At 69.7% G+C, this 16,524-nt stretch carries 15 protein-coding genes and 1 pseudogene; 6 read left to right on the top strand and 10 right to left on the bottom strand.

All coding sequences use genetic code 11. The annotated features are described in order from the left end of the window. Positions 1–41 precede the first annotated feature (41 nt). From P3H15_RS26565 to P3H15_RS26550, 4 genes and pseudogenes are all read right to left on the bottom strand, one after another. Positions 42–617 carry a TetR/AcrR family transcriptional regulator gene (locus tag P3H15_RS26565; RefSeq protein ID WP_276139961.1) on the bottom strand — a complete coding sequence of 192 codons (576 nt, stop codon included), beginning with the start codon at positions 615–617 and terminating at the stop codon, positions 42–44. 186 nt (positions 618–803) lie between these two features. Further along, positions 804–947: pseudogene (locus P3H15_RS26560) on the bottom strand (acetyl-CoA C-acyltransferase); the annotation flags it as partial. 82 nt (positions 948–1,029) lie between these two features. Further along, on the bottom strand, positions 1,030–2,217 hold the full coding sequence (locus P3H15_RS26555; protein WP_276139960.1) for an acyl-CoA dehydrogenase family protein: 1,188 nt from the start codon (positions 2,215–2,217) through the stop codon (positions 1,030–1,032). Positions 2,218–2,257: 40 nt separating this feature from the next. Then, a complete protein-coding gene (locus P3H15_RS26550) occupies positions 2,258–3,001 on the bottom strand; it encodes an SDR family NAD(P)-dependent oxidoreductase (protein ID WP_276139959.1) in 744 nt (247 codons plus the stop codon). A gap of 302 nt (positions 3,002–3,303) precedes the next feature. Here P3H15_RS26550 and P3H15_RS26545 point away from each other — a divergent pair, with 302 nt between their 5' ends. The 3 genes from P3H15_RS26545 (at position 3,304) to P3H15_RS26535 (ending at position 7,430) form a co-directional block, all read left to right on the top strand. Further along, positions 3,304–4,593 (top strand): MFS transporter, encoded by a 1,290-nt coding sequence (locus tag P3H15_RS26545; RefSeq protein WP_276139958.1) that lies wholly within the window; start codon positions 3,304–3,306, stop codon positions 4,591–4,593. Further along, positions 4,593–6,227 (top strand): AMP-binding protein, encoded by a 1,635-nt coding sequence (locus tag P3H15_RS26540; protein WP_276139957.1) that lies wholly within the window; start codon positions 4,593–4,595, stop codon positions 6,225–6,227. The genes P3H15_RS26545 and P3H15_RS26540 overlap by 1 nt, the downstream gene beginning before the upstream one ends. A gap of 81 nt (positions 6,228–6,308) precedes the next feature. Beyond that, positions 6,309–7,430 (top strand): class I SAM-dependent methyltransferase, encoded by a 1,122-nt coding sequence (locus P3H15_RS26535; RefSeq protein ID WP_276139956.1) that lies wholly within the window; start codon positions 6,309–6,311, stop codon positions 7,428–7,430. A 330-nt stretch (positions 7,431–7,760) separates the two neighbouring features. Here P3H15_RS26535 and P3H15_RS26530 read toward each other — a convergent pair whose 3' ends face one another. The 4 genes from P3H15_RS26530 to P3H15_RS26515 form a co-directional block, all read right to left on the bottom strand. Then, positions 7,761–8,051 carry a hypothetical protein gene (locus tag P3H15_RS26530; protein WP_276139955.1) on the bottom strand — a complete coding sequence of 97 codons (291 nt, stop codon included), beginning with the start codon at positions 8,049–8,051 and terminating at the stop codon, positions 7,761–7,763. 278 nt (positions 8,052–8,329) lie between these two features. Continuing rightward, entirely contained in the window at positions 8,330–9,664 is a 1,335-nt protein-coding gene (locus P3H15_RS26525) for a hypothetical protein (RefSeq protein ID WP_276139954.1), read from the bottom strand. A 70-nt stretch (positions 9,665–9,734) separates the two neighbouring features. Next, entirely contained in the window at positions 9,735–10,397 is a 663-nt protein-coding gene (locus P3H15_RS26520) for an ESX secretion-associated protein EspG (RefSeq protein WP_276139953.1), read from the bottom strand. Positions 10,398–10,411: 14 nt separating this feature from the next. Then, positions 10,412–11,326, bottom strand: a complete 915-nt coding sequence (locus P3H15_RS26515; protein WP_276139952.1) for a hypothetical protein — start codon at positions 11,324–11,326, stop codon at positions 10,412–10,414. A gap of 123 nt (positions 11,327–11,449) precedes the next feature. Here P3H15_RS26515 and P3H15_RS26510 point away from each other — a divergent pair, with 123 nt between their 5' ends. Further along, positions 11,450–12,661, top strand: a complete 1,212-nt coding sequence (locus tag P3H15_RS26510) for an MFS transporter (RefSeq protein WP_276139951.1) — start codon at positions 11,450–11,452, stop codon at positions 12,659–12,661. Between the two features lie 3 nt (positions 12,662–12,664). Here the strand turns inward: P3H15_RS26510 and P3H15_RS26505 are convergent, their stop codons facing one another. Further along, the gene (locus P3H15_RS26505) at positions 12,665–13,213 is read right to left on the bottom strand and encodes a hypothetical protein (RefSeq protein ID WP_276139950.1); all 549 of its coding nucleotides are present in this window, start codon (positions 13,211–13,213) and stop codon (positions 12,665–12,667) included. Positions 13,214–13,516: 303 nt separating this feature from the next. Between P3H15_RS26505 and P3H15_RS26500 the strand changes: the two genes are divergently transcribed. Further along, positions 13,517–15,094: an FAD-binding protein gene (locus P3H15_RS26500; protein WP_276139949.1), complete on the top strand. Its 1,578-nt coding sequence runs from the start codon at positions 13,517–13,519 to the stop codon at positions 15,092–15,094. After that, positions 15,091–15,435, top strand: a complete 345-nt coding sequence (locus tag P3H15_RS26495; protein ID WP_276139948.1) for a ferredoxin family protein — start codon at positions 15,091–15,093, stop codon at positions 15,433–15,435. Before P3H15_RS26500 ends, P3H15_RS26495 begins: the two co-directional genes overlap by 4 nt. Before the next feature lie 10 nt (positions 15,436–15,445). Here P3H15_RS26495 and P3H15_RS26490 read toward each other — a convergent pair whose 3' ends face one another. Then, a complete protein-coding gene (locus P3H15_RS26490) occupies positions 15,446–16,435 on the bottom strand; it encodes an alpha/beta hydrolase (protein ID WP_276139947.1) in 990 nt (329 codons plus the stop codon). Positions 16,436–16,524: the final 89 nt, after the last annotated feature.

Below are 16,524 nucleotides of genomic sequence, written 5' to 3'. Positions count from 1 at the left end.
GAGTGCAGAGACTCGCTAACCACGCACGGGCGCGGAGCGCGTCACGCCCGCATCCCGATGATGACGGCGTCGAGGAACTCGTCCGCGATCTCCTCGGGCGTTTCCGCGCCCAAGGGGGTGATCCACAGGTAGCTGTAGTTGAACATGCCCAGCAGGCCCTTCACCATCAGCCGCGGGAGTACGCGGAAATGCCCGTCGCGAATGCCCTGTTCCAACGCGTTCCGCCAATGGGATTCGTAGCGTTCACGTTCGACGATGATGCGATCACGACGCTCGTCCGTCAGCGCGTGGTACTCGCGGAAGAAGACGGTCCACTCCGCGCGGTGTTCGGCGATGTTGCGCATCAGCGCCCGGGCGAGGCCGCGCAGTCGCTTCTCCGGATCGGCCTCGGACAGCGCGAGTTCGTCAGCGACCGTGTTCATCTGGGCGAGTTGCCTGCTGCTGATCTCGTAGAGGATGGCCTCCTTGCTGCCGATGTAGTGGTACAGCGCCCCGCGACCGAGCCCGACCGCCGTGCCCAGGTCGGCGATGCCGGTGCCGTGATACCCCGATTTCGCGAACAATTCGGCGGCCACCTGCAGGACTCGGTCCCGGTTGGCGTCGTACTTGTCGCTCATCGAAGGGCCCCTTTGTCTCCCGGCGGTCGAAGCTGTGAGTCTAGACGCCCCGGATCACGGGTTCGGCGCGCCCAGGGGCAGGCCGAGGCGGACGGCCGTCGACTTCCGCGTGACGACGACGGCGCAGGCACCGTCGGCCCGGGCGTCCTGAGCCTCCCGCGTGATGTCGTACCCGGGATTTCCGGCCTCGGTCAGCGCCCCCATCGACAACCCGGTGAAGGCATCGCGGAGGCCGTCGAACGCGAGGTGATCGATCAGGACCGCGTCGCCGTACCGGTGCCCACGACGACCGTCCCGGAGCAGGTGCGGTGCGATGCTCATCGATTCCCGACAGCGATCCCATGAAGCGTCCGAACGGGGTTCGTGCACCCGCCACGAGGACGGTGGGGTCTGAGTTCGGCGGATGGCGGGGTCAGGGTCGACGCGAGGTCTCGAATGCGTCGGAGAACGCGTACCCGTCGAGCAGTCGTCCCGCCGCCACCAGGTACTGGATCGTCGGCGTGCCCTCCTCGAGCCAGTTGAGGCGGGCGTCCCGGTACAGGCGCTCGATCGGATGCGCACGCGTGTAGCCGATGCCGCCGTGGACGAGCAGCGCCCGGTCGGTCACCCGGCCGACCACCTCGAGGCCGAACAGCTTGCACATACTGGCCTCGGCCGGAATCCGTTCGCCCGCATCCCACTTCCTCGCCGCGTCCGCCAAGATGCCGCGCAGGGCGTAGACGTCGGTGGCCATCTCCGCCAGGTAGCGCTGCACCGCCTGCCGCGTGCCGATCGGCTTGCCGAACGTGACGCGGCTCTTCGCGTGGACGATCGACAGTTCGAGGGCGCGTTCGGAAGTGCCGAGCGAACTTGCCGCGATGAAGACCCGGCTGATCTCCAGGGCGCGTTCGAGATGCTCGTTGCCCTGCCCCTCGGCGCCGACGAGTGCGGTGGCGGGAACCCGGACGGAGTCGAGGGTGACGCGTCCGTGCTCGGTGCCCTTGCAGCCCATCGTCTCGGGCAGTGCCGCGATCGACAGTCCGTCGGTGTCGCGGGGAACGAGGAACGCGGAGACTTCGCGGTCGGTCGTCTTCGCGAACACGATGAAGTGAGACGCGATGTCCGAGTTGGTGATCAACCACTTTTCGCCGGTGATGACGTAGTCGTCGCCGTCCCGTGTCGCGGTCGAGCCGAGGTCGGCTCCGGTTCCGAATCCCGGCTCCGTGAGCGCGAACGCGACCGAATTCCGGCCCGTCGCCGCGCCCGGAAGCACCGCCGCCTTCTGCTGCTCGTTCCCGATTTCGGAGAGCGCGTGGGCGAACGAGTTGTGCACGTGCACGATGACCCGCAGGCCGCCCTGCACCTTGGCGAACTCGGCGATGATCGGCAGGTACTGGACGATCGAGAGTCCGCTGCCGCCGTACTCGCGGGGGACCAGCAAGCCGAGCGCGCCGATCCGGGTGAGGATCGGCATGACGATGTCGTGCGGAACCTGCTCGTCGTCCTCGATCCGCTGTTCCAGCGGATCGAGTTCGGACCAGATCGCCTCGAAGATGCGGTCCCGGAGGGTCAGGTACTCCGACTCCGGAATTCCGGCCGAATGCGTGAGTGTCGCGGTCATGGTGTTGCTTCCCTTCGTTGGTGGTCACAGTCGTGGTGTGTCACAGCGCCCAGCCTCCGTCGATGGTGAGAACGGAGCCGGTGCAGAACGTGGCGTCTTCGCTGAGGAAGACTGCGGCCTTGGCGATTTCGTCGACGGTGCCGAATCGGCCCAGGACGGTGTCCTGTTCGATGCGCCTGCGCGCGGATGCGGGCACCGCGTCGGTCATGTCGGTGGCGACGAAGCCGGGGGCCAGGATGTTGACCCGGATGCCGTCACGGGCGACCTCCTTCGCGAGCGATCGTCCGAAGCCGACCATCGCCGATTTCGCGCTCGCGTAGGCGGTGTCGCCGGGGTGACCGATCACGCCGACGACCGACGACACCAGAACGATGCTCGGTGACGTGCCGTTCGCGAGGTGGGGTAGCGCGGCCCGGGCGAGGGCGACGCTGCCGCGCAGGTTCGTCTCGATCACGCCCCACCAGGCGTCCGGGTCCGTCGCGGTGAGCCGTCCGCCCGACCACTGACCCGCATTCAGGATCAGCGAATCGAGGCGTCCCCAATGAGAGACGACGCGCTCCACCGCGGAGGCCGCCGTGGTGTCGTCGTGTAGGTCGAAGTGGATCGGCAGTACCTGTTCCGGGGCGTTCGCGGTGAGCTTCTCGGCTTCGTCACGGCCGGTTCGGTACGTGCAACCCACCCGGCAGCCGCGCTGGGTCAGGCCGATGGTGACGGCGGCCCCGATGCCGCGGGAGCCGCCGGACACCAGTGCGACGCGGAGATCCTCGTTGTCGTTCTCGTTCATGTTCAGAAATGTACTGACCGATACAAAAATAGTCCAGGGCTGTCGAAAAGAACGCTGTAAACGCACATAATGATCGATAAATGGGCGTGCACCGAAGTTGGATCAATCGGTACAAAAATGATTGCGGTCGACGCGGCGGCTGTGCTAAACCTGTGACTGCGGCCACACGGGGCGACGTCGCGGACACGAGGTCCGATCGGCGAACTCCCCGGGCGAGGCCCGACCGCTCGATCACAACCTTGGTGGCACCGGGCCGACAGGCAACCGCACCGCCCCACATCAGCAGCGATGGGAGATTCGATATGAGAGTCATCGACGACCTGGAGGTCACCAGGGTCGAACCCCGGAAGGTCGCGTTCGCGTCCTTCGTCGGAACCGCGATCGAGTGGTACGACTTCTTCATCTTCGGGACCGCGGCCGCCCTGATCTTCGGGAAGGCGTTCTTTCCGTCGCTCAGTCCGCTGTCGGGAACGCTCGCCGCGTTCGCGACGTTCGGCGTCGCGTTCGTGTCCCGCCCCGCCGGCGCCATCGTCTTCGGGCACTTCGGAGACCGCATCGGCCGCAAGAAGATGCTGGTGTTCTCCCTGGTGCTGATGGGGTCGTCGACCGTCGCCATCGGTCTGATCCCCACCTACGGCGCCATCGGTCTCGCGGCGCCCGTGCTGCTCGTCCTCGCGCGCCTTGCCCAGGGCTTCGCGGTCGGCGGAGAATGGGGCGGCGCGGTACTGATGGCGGTCGAACACGCACCGCGCGAGAAACGCGCATTTTACGGCAGCTGGCCGCAAGCCGGCGTTCCCGCCGGACTCGTGCTCGCCACGCTCGCGTTTCTCCTCGTCGAGCAGCTTCCGGAGGACCAGGTGCAGGCGTGGGGTTGGCGGCTTCCGTTCCTGGCCAGTGCAGGGTTGGTCGCGGTCGGCATGTACGTGCGGCTGAAGGTCGTCGAATCGCCGGAGTTTGAGAACGTCAAGCGCGACAAGAAGATTGCCGACTTCCCGATCCTCGCGGTGCTGCGGGGCGAGAAGCGCGCACTCGGCGTCGGGATACTCACCCAGGCCGCCTCGCTCGTGCCCTTCTACCTCGTCACCGTCTTCGTGCTGTCGTACGGCCCGAAGGAACTCGGCATCTCGCGGCAGACGATTCTGCTCAGCATCCTCGTCGCGTGCGTCCTCGACATCGTGTCCGTGCCCTACGCGTCGATGATCGCGGACCGGATCGGGACTCGGAAGATGCTGATCTACGGCTCCGTCTACATGGCCGCGATCGCGTACCCGTTCTTCTGGCTGCTCTCCACCGGCACGGGTGCCGCGGTGCTGCTTTCGATGATTCTGATCATCACCATCGGCCACGCCGTCACCTACTCCGCGGTCGCTGGATACGTCACCGGTCTGTTCCCTGTCGAGATCCGGTACACGGGCGCGTCCGTCGCCTATCAGTTCGGCGGCGTCGTGTTCAGCGCGCCGGCACCGTTCATCGCGGTGGCGATCACGGCCGAGACGGACGGTGCGTGGGCACTGGCCGCATACATCGCCGCGGCGTGCGCGATCACCGTCCTCGTTCTGACCCTGACGAAAACTGCAAAGGTGAACCACTGATGTCTCTCGACGGACCCGCGTCGCCCGCACTCGCCGCTGCATGGCAGGACATCGAATCCCTGCTGGACCGCGACCCGTACGGCGGCGACTTCAACACGGCACACGAGATCTGCACCCGCTACACCGCCGACCCGAATCGGGTGGCGCTGACCGTCCGGCACGAAGACGGGTCGGCCGACCGCTGGACGTACTTCGAACTAGACCGTCTCGCCGCCAAGGCGGCACGGGTGTTCGCCCGCGCGGGCCTGAAGCGGGGAGACCGCGTCGGCGGACTGCTGTCCCGGCAGGTCGAGAGTTGGATCACCGCGCTGGCGGTGTGGCGATCCGGGCTGGTGTACGTGCCGTTGTTCGGCGGCTTCGCCCCGGACGCGATCGGTCTTCGGCTCGACGCGGCAGGAGTCCGCGCGATCGTGGTCGATCAGCGGTACCGGCCGGCGCTCGCGGAGGCGCAGGCGACCCACGGACTCGACCCGGCCGTGTTCGTCGTCGGCGACGGCGCCGCAGGCGGAACCGACAAGTCGTTCTGGACCGAGGTCGACCTGGCCGCCGCCGACGGTCCGCTCTTGAAGACCGCACTCAGCGACACCGCCACCCTGCTGTTCACCAGCGGAACATCCGGAACACCGAAGGCGTGCACCATGACCCACGCCACGTTCGTCTCGGTCATGCCCTACGCGAAGACCGTTCTCGGGGCCACCCGCGACAGCGTCGTCTTCTCCACCTCGGACCCGGCGTGGGCGTTCGGGCTGTTCAGCACGGGCGCCGCCGTCATGGCGCTGGGCGTGCCGCGGGTCATGTACTCGGGCAAGTTCGTCCCCGAGGCCTGGCATCGCGTCATCCGGGAAGAGAAGGCGACGATCCTCACCACCGCGCCCGCCGCACTGCGGCGTCTGACGGCGACGTTCGCGCAGGAAGGGGTACCGGCGTCGCTCCGCACAGTCGCCGCTGCCGGTGAACCGCTGACCGCAGCGGTCGCCGCAGACTGGGCAGGCACCGGTGCACCCGCCGTGCGCAACGGATACGGACTGTCCGAGGTCGGCATGCTGCTCGGCGACACCCAGGGCACCGAAACGCGGCCCGTTCCCGGCTGGATGTCCGCCGGGATCCCGGGTTTCGACACCTTCCTCGCCGACCGGGACGGCGAACCGGTGGCCGAGGGCCTGCCGGGATTGATCGCGGTACGGCAGCCCCGCCACCAGATGTCCAGCGGGTACGAGAACGCCCCCGAACTGTGGGCCGCCCGCCGGCGCGGTGACGTGTTCCTCACCGAGGACCGCGCCATCACAGACTCGGAAGGGCGGTGGCAGATACTGGGCCGGGACGACGACATGATCATCGCGTCGGGACACAACATCAGCCCGGTGGAGGTCGAGAACGCGCTGCTGCAGCACCCGGCGGTCGCGGACGCGGCGGCAGTCGCGTACGAAGATCCGGTCAGCGGCGGAGTGGTCCGGGCGGTCGTCGTCCGCGCGGACACCTCGGGTGACGACAGCGACCTCGTCACGCAACTGAAGCAACTCGTCGCGCAGCGCGTCGGGCCATATGCGGCGCCGAAGGTCGTCGACTTCCGGCCCGACCTCCCACGCACCGAAGTCGGCAAGCTCCGCCGGGCGGCGGTCCGCGCACTCCCGTAGGGCGGCTCCGCCGCCCGTGAGTGGTTAAGGAGTCCCTGCACTCGTTAACCACTCACGGGCCGTAGGCCTAGGCTCTCCCTCATGGAAACCGAGTTCGTCCGCTGGACCGAGGACGGCACCGAGCATTCGGCGGTGTGGCGGTCCACCAGCGGGGCGGCGCCCCCGAAGAAGATCAGGGTCGCCGACGACTCGATGACCGCCGACGAGGCCTACCGTCTGGCGTGCGAGGGGACGGCGCTGCTGTGGCGCGGCGATTTCCACAACGCCCGCCAGCTCGGCACGGCCGTCGCCGCCCGCACGGACCGCAAGGCCCGCAAGACGTCCACGGACCCGGCCACCGCGTTCCATCTGCACCGGCAGACGCAGTCGCGGCGGGCGGGCATCCTCGGGATGCTGCTGGTGCCGTTCGACGCCGACCAGACCGTGCCGCTGCGCCGCGCCCCCGACGTGCGGCAGGCGGTGCTCGCGGCGTACGGACCCACGGACCAGCCCACCGTCAGCAGCTTGCGTGATCTGCTCGGGGCGATCGGCGCCCACGAGTGGCAGAAGAAGGGCGTCGAGATCCCCGCCCTCGGTGCGCGCATTCACCCCGGCTACGGCGTGTTCTCACCGATTCGCGGCGAATACGTCGACCTCGTCGCCGACACCCCGCTCCCGTCGCTCGCGACGGCGTTCGACATCGGCACCGGCACCGGTGTGCTGGCGGCCGTCCTCGCGCACCGCGGTGTCGAGAAGGTGATCGCGACCGAACTCGACGCGAACGCGCTGGCATGCGCGCGAGCGAACCTGGACCGGCTCGGCTACGCCGATCGCGTGCAGGTGGTGGAAACGGATCTGTTCCCCGACGGCCGGGCGCCGCTGGTCGTGTGCAACCCGCCGTGGATCCCGGCCCGGCCCACCTCGTCCATCGAGTACGCGATCTACGACCCGGACAGCCGGATGCTCCGCGAATTCGTCACCGGACTGGCCGAGCACCTCGAACCCGGGGGAGAGGGCTGGCTCATCCTGTCCGACATCGCCGAGCACCTCGGACTGCGGACCCGCGAGGAATTGCTGACCATGATCGACGACGCCGGCCTCATCGTCCTCGGGCGGCGGGACGTGGCGCCCCGGCACGGCAAGGTCGCCGACCGCTCGGATGCGCTGCACGCAGCCCGCAAGCGGGAAGTGACGTCGCTGTGGCGGCTCGGCGCGAAGGACTGACGACCGCGACTGCGTGGTGTCCGGGCCGTACGACTCCGGCGTGTTGACCCGCGGCGTCGTCACGAGATCCGGACTCGTCCACAACGGTTCGCTCGTCACGCGATCGTAGGCGGCCGTCACCGAGCAGCACCGGAATCGTGGTGTCGGCGGGACGAACGACGGCCTCGGAGCCCAGCACCGTGCTGAGGATGCAGTCGCTGTGGACTCGGAAGGCCACGCCACCCTCGGTGGCCCGGGGGACTGCTGCACCTGTGGCTCTGGGGAACGACGATGGGCGCCTTGCGGATAGGCCGGCCATCGGGTGATGTCTCCAGTTTCCGAAGTGGCTCGTCAACGAACCCATTTCCACGGCTTGTCCCAGAGTCCGGGCGGCGGCACGAACGGTAGCTGGCCCAACTGTCCCGGCGGTGGGAAGAATGGCAGTTGGCCCAACTGTCCCGGCGGTGGGAAGAATGGCTGCTTCGCCGGTTGTCCGGGCGGAGGACCCAAGTCGGGTACCGAGATGCCGGGTATCGGCGGTGGCCACGGATCAGCATGTGCCGGAACGGCGCCGAGTCCCAGTGTGGTGAAGCCCAGCGCACCGGCGACCAGGACACGCGCCGCACTCGTTTTCAGATTCATCGTGACTCCTTCTGCGTCTGCTCGACCACTGGCTGTGGTGGGCAGACCACCGGTATGCACGCTTTCAGTGTGCGCCTGTGCGCATTTTTGTGGGTTACGGATGGGATTGTTGCGAAGTGGCGGCACCACCGCGCTTCAGGGGCCTCGGCCGACCGCGACACCGTCGACGGCTGCCGCTGCCTGGGTCGGGGGTGCCGGTCACCGCGGCCGGTGGTGTTACCGCTTGTGCGCCTTTGTGGTTGCTGCTGCTACCACAAAGGCGCACGGGCGCGGAGCGCCTACGGCTCCTCGGGGTTGTTGAACAGTCCCATCTGCTCGGGCCGCGGCTTGGTGTCGGGAGCGTTCTCGGGCGGCGGCAGTACGACGGTCCGGAGGGCGTTGCGCAGGGTGCGGACGACGCGCTCCCAGTGCTCCACCGACGCGTCGTCCGTGTCACGCAGACGGGACACCCACGCGGTGCCGGTGTCGAGGAGGGCGAGGATCCGGTCGCGGTCGTGACCGCACACGTCGGCGACGACGGCCGGATCGGTGTCGCCACCGCACCCGGGATCGAGATGGAACAGCGTCTGGAGTTCCTTCGGCAGATCGGTCGTCGACGTCCCGTTCCCGGTGTGGGGTGCTGACACCGGATCGGTGTCCTCGTCGGGGCCGGAGTCCCGGTTGAAGAACAGTTCGCCGCCGAACCGCGCCGCGAAGTCGCTGTCGACGGTGCGCAGGAAATCGGCGAACGACTTGCAGCTGTCCGTGAGGTGCTGCGGGACGAACGGGTTGCCCGACACCTCCAGGAACGCCGACAGACGGTCGTCGACAAGCACGAATTTGATCCGCGACCAGGTGCGGTTGAGGTCGGCGGTGACCTCGGCCGCCCGGGTGCGGTCGCTGATGTCGTGCACCAGCGGCGCGAACAGTTGCACGTCGACGGTATCGGCGAGCGGCCCGACGAACAGGATGGTGTTGCCCATCCGGATCGGGACGTCGCCGTCCGGGTCGCGCTCGGGCAGCAGCCCCAGCATCGGCACCAGCGAGAGCGTGATCAGCTCGTGCAGGTGCTCGACGTCCCGCGGGACCACGGCGGCCGCGGGGTCGAGTTGCGCGACCAGCGGCGGCCGCACCGCAACCGGGTCGAACGTGGCCTCGGGATCGGTGCTCGACGTCTCGGTACTCAGGAACGCGGGATGCGTGATTCCCCAGACGTCGCGGAACGCGGCCACCGCCATCGCGGCCAGCTGATCCGACCACGACAGCTTCTTGTCCACGTAGAACGCGGGGGAGCCGTCGTCGGGTTCGTCGTCCGGGCCGCGGGTCGGACGGTTCCAGCCCAGCTCGGTGAGGTACGTCTGCTCGGCCTCGGTCAGCGCGCGGTCGGGGTGCAGGTAATGGTTCGACGGCACCTCGCAGCGCACCGTGTCGCCGTCCCACACCACGAACTGGATGCACGGCATCAGCCCCTGGGATTCGTCGAGTTCCTCGAATCCCGATTCGAGCACCAGAAGGTCCTCGTCCTGCATCGCCGCCAGATAGTCCGCGAGGCGCCGCTGGAACTCCGCCCAGTCGCGGTTCACGCTCGAATCCAGATCGAAGTCCTGCATGTCTGCTCCGTCCGGGTCGGCCACAGGTCACCTACTTCCGCTGTATACGGTAGCGGCGATCGCCGACACCGCAGCGCAGGAGGGGGTGCGGGGCTCAGACGGGGTGACCGGCCGCGATCCGTCCGGTCAGCCGGGTGACCGCGTCGAGGAGGTCCCACGACGTGCCCGGTTCCACCGCCACCGCGGTGTCGCCCCACACGAGATATCTGCCGTCGCCGTCGATGTCACGCCACGCCAGACCGCCGACCGGGCGCGGTGAGTGCCGCGCGCCGCGGACGACGGTGACGACCCCCTGACCCGTAGACGGCCGGTCGAGGACGCGGGCGACCTCCGCCTGCCGATGCGCGGCGGCCGCCCGGTCGACCACGACGCCGCGACGCGTGCCCGCGTCGGTGTCGGGTAGCTGCGCGATCAGCTGCCTGCCGACGTCGTATGGTTCACAGCTGCGGATCACCACCTCGCCGCCCGGATGCTGCACCGCCGCGATCCCGTGCCCGCGCGCGAGCGCTCCGATCAGGCGGATCGGCGTGCCGCCCTCCGAACCGGAGATCTCGATCCGGAGGTCGGGTTCGGCGAGCACCAGCAGCGCCGACGCGAGCGGGTCGTGTTCCGGTCCGGAGAAGTCGGCGCGGATCCGGCGCTGCTCGGCCTCGTACTCGTCGGCGGTGGCCAGCGCGCTCGTGACCTTGAACGGATAGGGAACGCGGTCCTGGCCGGTCCGCGCCCACGACGCCGAGAACTGCGGACCGCTCAACACCCAGTGCCCCACGACTATTCGCCGATCACCGCGGGCGTGACGAGGGGCAGTTTCCCGACGAGTTCGCTTCCCTCGTCGATGCTTTCGAGGTAGGTCGGCGGTTTCTCCTCCTCGTCTTCGCGTGCGGCGGGCAGGGCCGGACTGCCGGGCCGTTCGGGGGCCGGCGCCCGGTGCGCGGCCACGATGCCGTGCGCGTACTGCGCCACCCCGCCGCCGACGGCCCCGGCCAGCGCCGCACCGGCGATCGAACCGGGAGCGGCCTGCGCGGCCTGGGGCTGGACCTCGTCACCCTCGCGGGGCTCGGAGTCCCCGCCGGGTTCGGATTCGGGTTCGGGTTCCGCCACCTGCTGATCGCTGGGTATGCCGTGCACGCCGTTCGGTCCGATGTCGAAGCCCAGCGGCTGCGCGTGGGCCGTTGCCGCAGCGTGGGTCGGGGCGAGACCGTCGGCGGGGAGTCGATCGTCGGCAACCCGATACGCCGACGCGTACAGGGTGTCCATGGCCGCCTTCGCGTCCTGTTCCGCGGTGTCGGCGTCGGCTTCCGCGGTCCAGTTGCCGGGTAGCACCCGGGTCCAGTCGGTCGGGTGGTCCCCGGGCGGGCCGACCGCGCCGCGTACCGCTTCGGCGCCGGCGCTCGCGTGCCGCAATGCGTCTCCCACGTCGGTGAACCGGCCGCCGATCTGCCCGGCCCGGGCGGCGTAGTCGTCGAGCGCCGACGCCACCGCGGTCGCCGACCGTCCGCGCCAGCCGGTGTCGACCGCGGCCCGGGTCGCGTCGTGGAACGCGGCCACGGACTCCTGAAATTTTCGTCCGAGGTCGTCCCAGGACGCGGCGACCGCCTCGGACTCGGCGGGTCTCAGGGCGTCGACAGCACGGCTGATGGCACGGTGATCCCAGGCGCCCGATCGAAAATTCTCCCCGGCATTCATCCCCGACCTCCACTGCTGGACACTCTCGGTCCCGGAGTGGACCCCCCAATCCGGCGGGAAGCCACCTTACCGACTGCCGGACGGGGCTTGTCACCGCTCCCGATCTCCGAAAGGCTCGGATCCATGCCTTCGTTCTCGCCCGCAGTGTCCGGAACGCGCACCCGGCGGTCGTCCGCCCTCGCGGTCGGGGCCACGTCGTTCGCGTTCCTCGTCACGATGATGGGAACGACACTTCCCACCCCGCTCTATTCCATCTATGCGCAGGAACTGGCGTTCAGCGCCCTCACCGTCACGATCCTGTTCGCCGTGTACGCGGTCGGGGTCGTGGTCGCGCTCGCCCTGTTCGGGCGGCTGTCCGACGACCTCGGACGGCGTCCGGTGCTCTTCATCGCCGTCGCCCTCGCGGCGGTGAGTGCCGTGCTGTTCTTGTTGCCGTCCACGCTTCCGGTGTTCGTGGTGGCCCGGGTGATCTCCGGGCTGTCCGCAGGCCTCATGACCGGCACGGGCACGGCCGCGGTGATCGATCTGTTCCCCCCCGACCGGAAGGCGGTCGGCGGAATGCTCGCGATCGGGGTGAACACCGGCGGACTCGGATTGGGCACGCTCAGCGCGGGGGTCCTCGCCGACCTCACCTCGAGTCCGCTGACCATTCCCTATGTGGTGAATCTCATGCTCGCTGTCCTCGCGGGCGCCGCGTTGTGGCTGTTCGCGCCTGCACCGGCCACCCGCCCGACGTGGCGCATCCGGCCCCGCCGCCTGCAGGTTCCGGCGTCGATCCGCGGCGCCTTCGTCACCGCCGTGCTCGCCGCCGGAACCGCGTTCGCGGTGACCGGTGTGCTCACCGCCGTGTCGGCGTTGTTCCTGACCGAATATTTGGGGTCGAGGAGCCACACCATGGCCGGTCTCGTCGTGTTCCTGACGTTTCTGTTCATGGCCTTCGGTCAGCTCCTCGCACGCCGGATGTCGACGGCCGCTGCGATGCTCGCCGGGTGCCTCGCGTTGATCCCCTCAGCCGGCCTGCTGGCGCTCGCGCTGGCGAACATCGTGCTCGCGCCGCTGCTCGCGTCCGCGGTGGTGCTCGGCGTCGCCGGGGGCCTGTGCCTCAATGCCTCGATCGCCACCACCGTCGAACGGGTCGAGCAGCCGTTCCGCGGCGGGGTGTCGTCGGCGTTCTTCGCCGGGATCTACGTGATGCTGGCCGTTCCCGCGGTCGGTGTCGGTGTGCTCGCGCGGTTCACCGACCTTCGGGCCGCCGGGATCGTCTTCAGCGCGCTGGTCGCCGCGCTGGGTGCCGGGGTGGCCGTCGCGCAACTGATCGCGCGCAGACGGGCCTGAGCGTCAGCCTCGTGGCCTGGTGGTGACCGGCGGGATCGTGATCACCGGACGGGTCGTCGTCGTGGTGGTGGTCGGCGCCAGTGTCGGCGCCACGGCGGCCTGCGGCGGAACGGTCGCCTCGGTCGTCGTGACGATCGGGGGCCGGGTCACCGGCGTGGTGACCGGGGCGAGGCTGATCGTCGGCGGAGGGGGAGGCGGAGGCGGCGCGAGCGTCGTCCGGACCGGCGGCGGGGGAGGCGGTGCGGAGGTCGTCGAGGACGCGGGCGGCGGCGCGGTGGTCACCGGCGCCGGTTCGGTGGGGAGCGTGACGACCCGCGGGGTGGTCAGCTCCGCCATCTGCCAGGTGGGGGTCGGCGGGACGAACACCTGGAACGTCGCCGGTTCCGCGCTGTACGGCCCCGCGGCCTGCAGACCTTCCGACGACAGCGGTGGTGGCACGACTGTCGGTCCGCGACTGCCGAACGCGCCGCCCGCGGCGCCGATCATCAGCCCGGAGACCGCTGAAACGGTGGCAATCGCAAGCGCCCCGATCGCTACAGTCCTGTCGTCCATGCTTTACCCGTCGTCGGCGTGCAAATGCGTCCACCATAGAGGGCGTTGCCCCCGGCTGGTGCACGTGTCCGCAATCGAGTTGCCCGGGAGGGGTTCGCTCGAAGGTTGCCGGGCGGCCGCCGGGGTTCGGCGCACGCTGACGAGAACCCTTGCCCGGACGAGGTCGCGAGCCGACGATCGAGCGGTGTCCATACCGCTCCGACCGGGGGTAACGATGTCTCTGCTCGACAGATTGTTCCGCCGCCGCCCGCTGTCCGCACGAGCCGGGGCGGCCGTCGCCGCGTCGGCGATGCTGTTCGCTTCGTGAGCGCACTCGAGATCGTCGCCGACGTCCTCGTCCTCGGCGGCGGACCCGCCGCCACCTGGGCGGCACTGTCCGCGGCCCGGGAGGGTGCCCGGGTGGTGCTCGCCGACAAGGGGTACTGCGGAACCAGCGGTCCCACCGCCTCGGGTGGTAACAACCTGTGGAACGTCCCGCCCGGCCCCGCCCGCGAACGGTCGGTGCAGGCCCGCTTCGAGGACGGCGGCCGGCTGTCCGAACCGGCCTGGATGTACCGGGTGCTCGAGGAGACCCACCGCCGGGTGGACGAACTGGCCGATTCCGGCTACCGGTTTCCGTCCGGCGACGACGGGCGGGAGGTGCGCACCAGCCTGCAGGGGCCCGAGTACATGCGCCGGATGCGCAGGCGGGCGCACCGGGCCGGGGTCACCATCCTCGATCACAGCCCCGCCCTGGAACTGCTCACCACCGGCGACGGCGTCGTGTCCGGCGCCGCCGGTCTGCAACGGCAGAACGGGTACGCGCCGTGGTCGGTGCGAGCCGGGGCCGTGGTCGTGGCCACCGGCGGCTGCGCGTTCCTGTCGGGAAGTTTCGGAACGAACGTCGACACCGGCGACGGACTCCTGATGGCCGCCGAGGTCGGGGCGTCGTTCTCCGGCATGGAATTCTCCACCGCCTACGCGTTGGCGCCCGCGTGGAGCGGGCACACCAAGGGCTTGATGATGCAGTTTGCCACCTACTACGACGCGGACGGCCAGCCGCTCGGGGCCGGCGGCTTCTCCGCACGCGGCGCCGCGATGGCGCACCTCGCCACCGGCCGCCCGGTGTACGCGCGGCTGGACCGGGCCCGGCCCGACATCCGCGCGGCCATGCGCACGTCTCAACCGAATTACTTTCTGCCGCTGGACAAGGCGGGCATCGACCCGTTCACGCAGAAGTACCCCGTGCGGGCGGTGCTGGAGGGAACGGTGCGCGGGACCGGAGGCATCCGGATCACCGGCACCGACTGTGCCAGTGACGTTCCCGGATTGTTCGCGGCCGGCGACGCCGCCACCCGCGAGTTGATCACCGGCGGCCGCAGCGGCGGCGGCAGCCACAACGGGGCCTGGGCGATCTCCTCGGGAACGTGGGCGGGCGCGGGTGCCGCCCGGTTCGCGCGGGGGCGTCCCGTCCCCGACGGAGTGCGCGGCGCGGGAACGGCCGGTCTGCGCGGCCCGTCCGCCCGGCGGCAGGCGTCGCGCGCCATCGTCGGACTGGTTCAGGAGCACACCCTCCCGCTGCGGCGCAGCTACCGGCGCAGCGCGGCGAGCCTGCAGGACAGCGTGACCGCGCTCGACGAAGCCTGGTCGGGTGCCGCCGATCTGCTCGGCGGTGCCGAACGGGAACTGCTGCAGGCACGTTCGGCCGCCGCGATGCTCGCCGCGGCCCGGTGGGCGACCCACTCGGCGCTGGCGCGGACCGAGACCCGGGGCATGCACGTGCGCACCGACCTGCCCGACACCGATCCGTCGCAGACCCGTCGACTGCTGTCGGGCGGACTGGGCGAAGTGTGGGTGCGGCCGGAACACGGCGCCGCCGAAACCCGGACGGTGGCGTCGTGATCGAGATCGTCCTCGCCGACAGGTGCGTGCAGTGCGACATCTGCATCAAGGTCTGCCCGACGGACGTCTTCCGGCGCGGCGAGGACGGGGTTCCCGTCGTCGCGCATCAGGAGGACTGTCAGACGTGCTTCATGTGTGAGGCGAACTGTCCCACCGACGCGCTGTACGTCGCGCCGTTCGACACCCCGGTTCCCGAGGACTCCACCCACACCGACGCCGACGCGCTGGCGGAGGCGGGGGCGCTCGGCGCCTACCGCGCCGTGATCGGGTGGGGTGGCGGGCGCACGCCGGGTTCCACGCTCGACCGGAACCACCTGTTCGCACCCGTGAGTACTTCGTAACCGCCGGACGTTAACAAGTACTCACGGGGGTGGCCCTGCGGATGAACCGGCCGATCTCGCGGATGGCGCGGGTGCCTTCGGGGAGCAGTCCGGCGGCGGCCTGGAAGACGTGCACCTGCCGCTCCCACACCTGCAGTTCGCACGGCACACCCGCCTGGGACAGCCGTTCGGACATCAGTTCCGCGTCGACGTACACCATTTCCTGCGAGCCGGTCTGGATCAGGGCAGGCGGCATGGAGGCGAGGGAGCCGTCCACGGGGGACGTGGACGGCTCGTGCCCGCCCCGGGTGTCCAGGCGTTCGATCAGCCTGGACAGGGCACCGACCGCGCGTTTGGGGAAGACGGCGCAGAGGTCGGCGTTGGGATGGGCCAGCTTGTTCACCGGGTCGAGGTCGGTGAGCGGCGACAGTGCGACGTCGGCTGCGGGACGCGGCAACCCCTGACGCAGCGCTTCGAGTGTCACCATGAACGTCAGGAATCCGCCCGCCGAGTCGCCGGCGACGACGATGCGGTCCGCGGTGTACCCGTGCGCGAGCAGCCACCGGTACCCGTCGACGCCGTCCTCGACGGCCGCCCGGATGGGGTTCCCCGGGATCATCCGGTACGCGACGTTCAGCGTCGACGCCTGGGACTCCGCCGAGATCCGGGACACCATCTGGCGGTGCGAGTTGATCCCGCAGCACAGGAACGCCCCGCCGTGGAGGTAGAGGATCGCCCGGTCGCCGAGCTCACCCGGAGGCCGGATCCATTCGGCGCGGCAGTGCGGCAGCCGGACGGGCCTGCGCTGGGTTCCGCGGATGGGGCCGAGCGAGTACCCGAACAGGTCGACGACTCCGGTGGGCCACGGCAGTTCGGGGTAGCGCGCCCACCCGTCGAGGAACGGCCGGACCGTGCGGCGGAGGGTGTGGGCGAGGGCCGCCGACTGCAGGCTGGTTCCGGCGAACTCCCGCCGGGTCACCGGGAGCGGTGACGGGCAGAATTCGTAAGTCGCAGTGCTCATTGTCTGCCTCCGTTCCGGCCTCGGTGCCCTTCGACGTGCTGCCTTCAGGTTTGCCACCTCTTTGCGCCGTGCGGTCTACATCGAAGTAG

The organism is Rhodococcus sp. T2V (genome assembly GCF_029269925.1).
Lineage (GTDB): Bacteria > Actinomycetota > Actinomycetes > Mycobacteriales > Mycobacteriaceae > Rhodococcus_F > Rhodococcus_F koreensis.
This window is presented reverse-complemented; position numbering and strand designations above follow the sequence as displayed.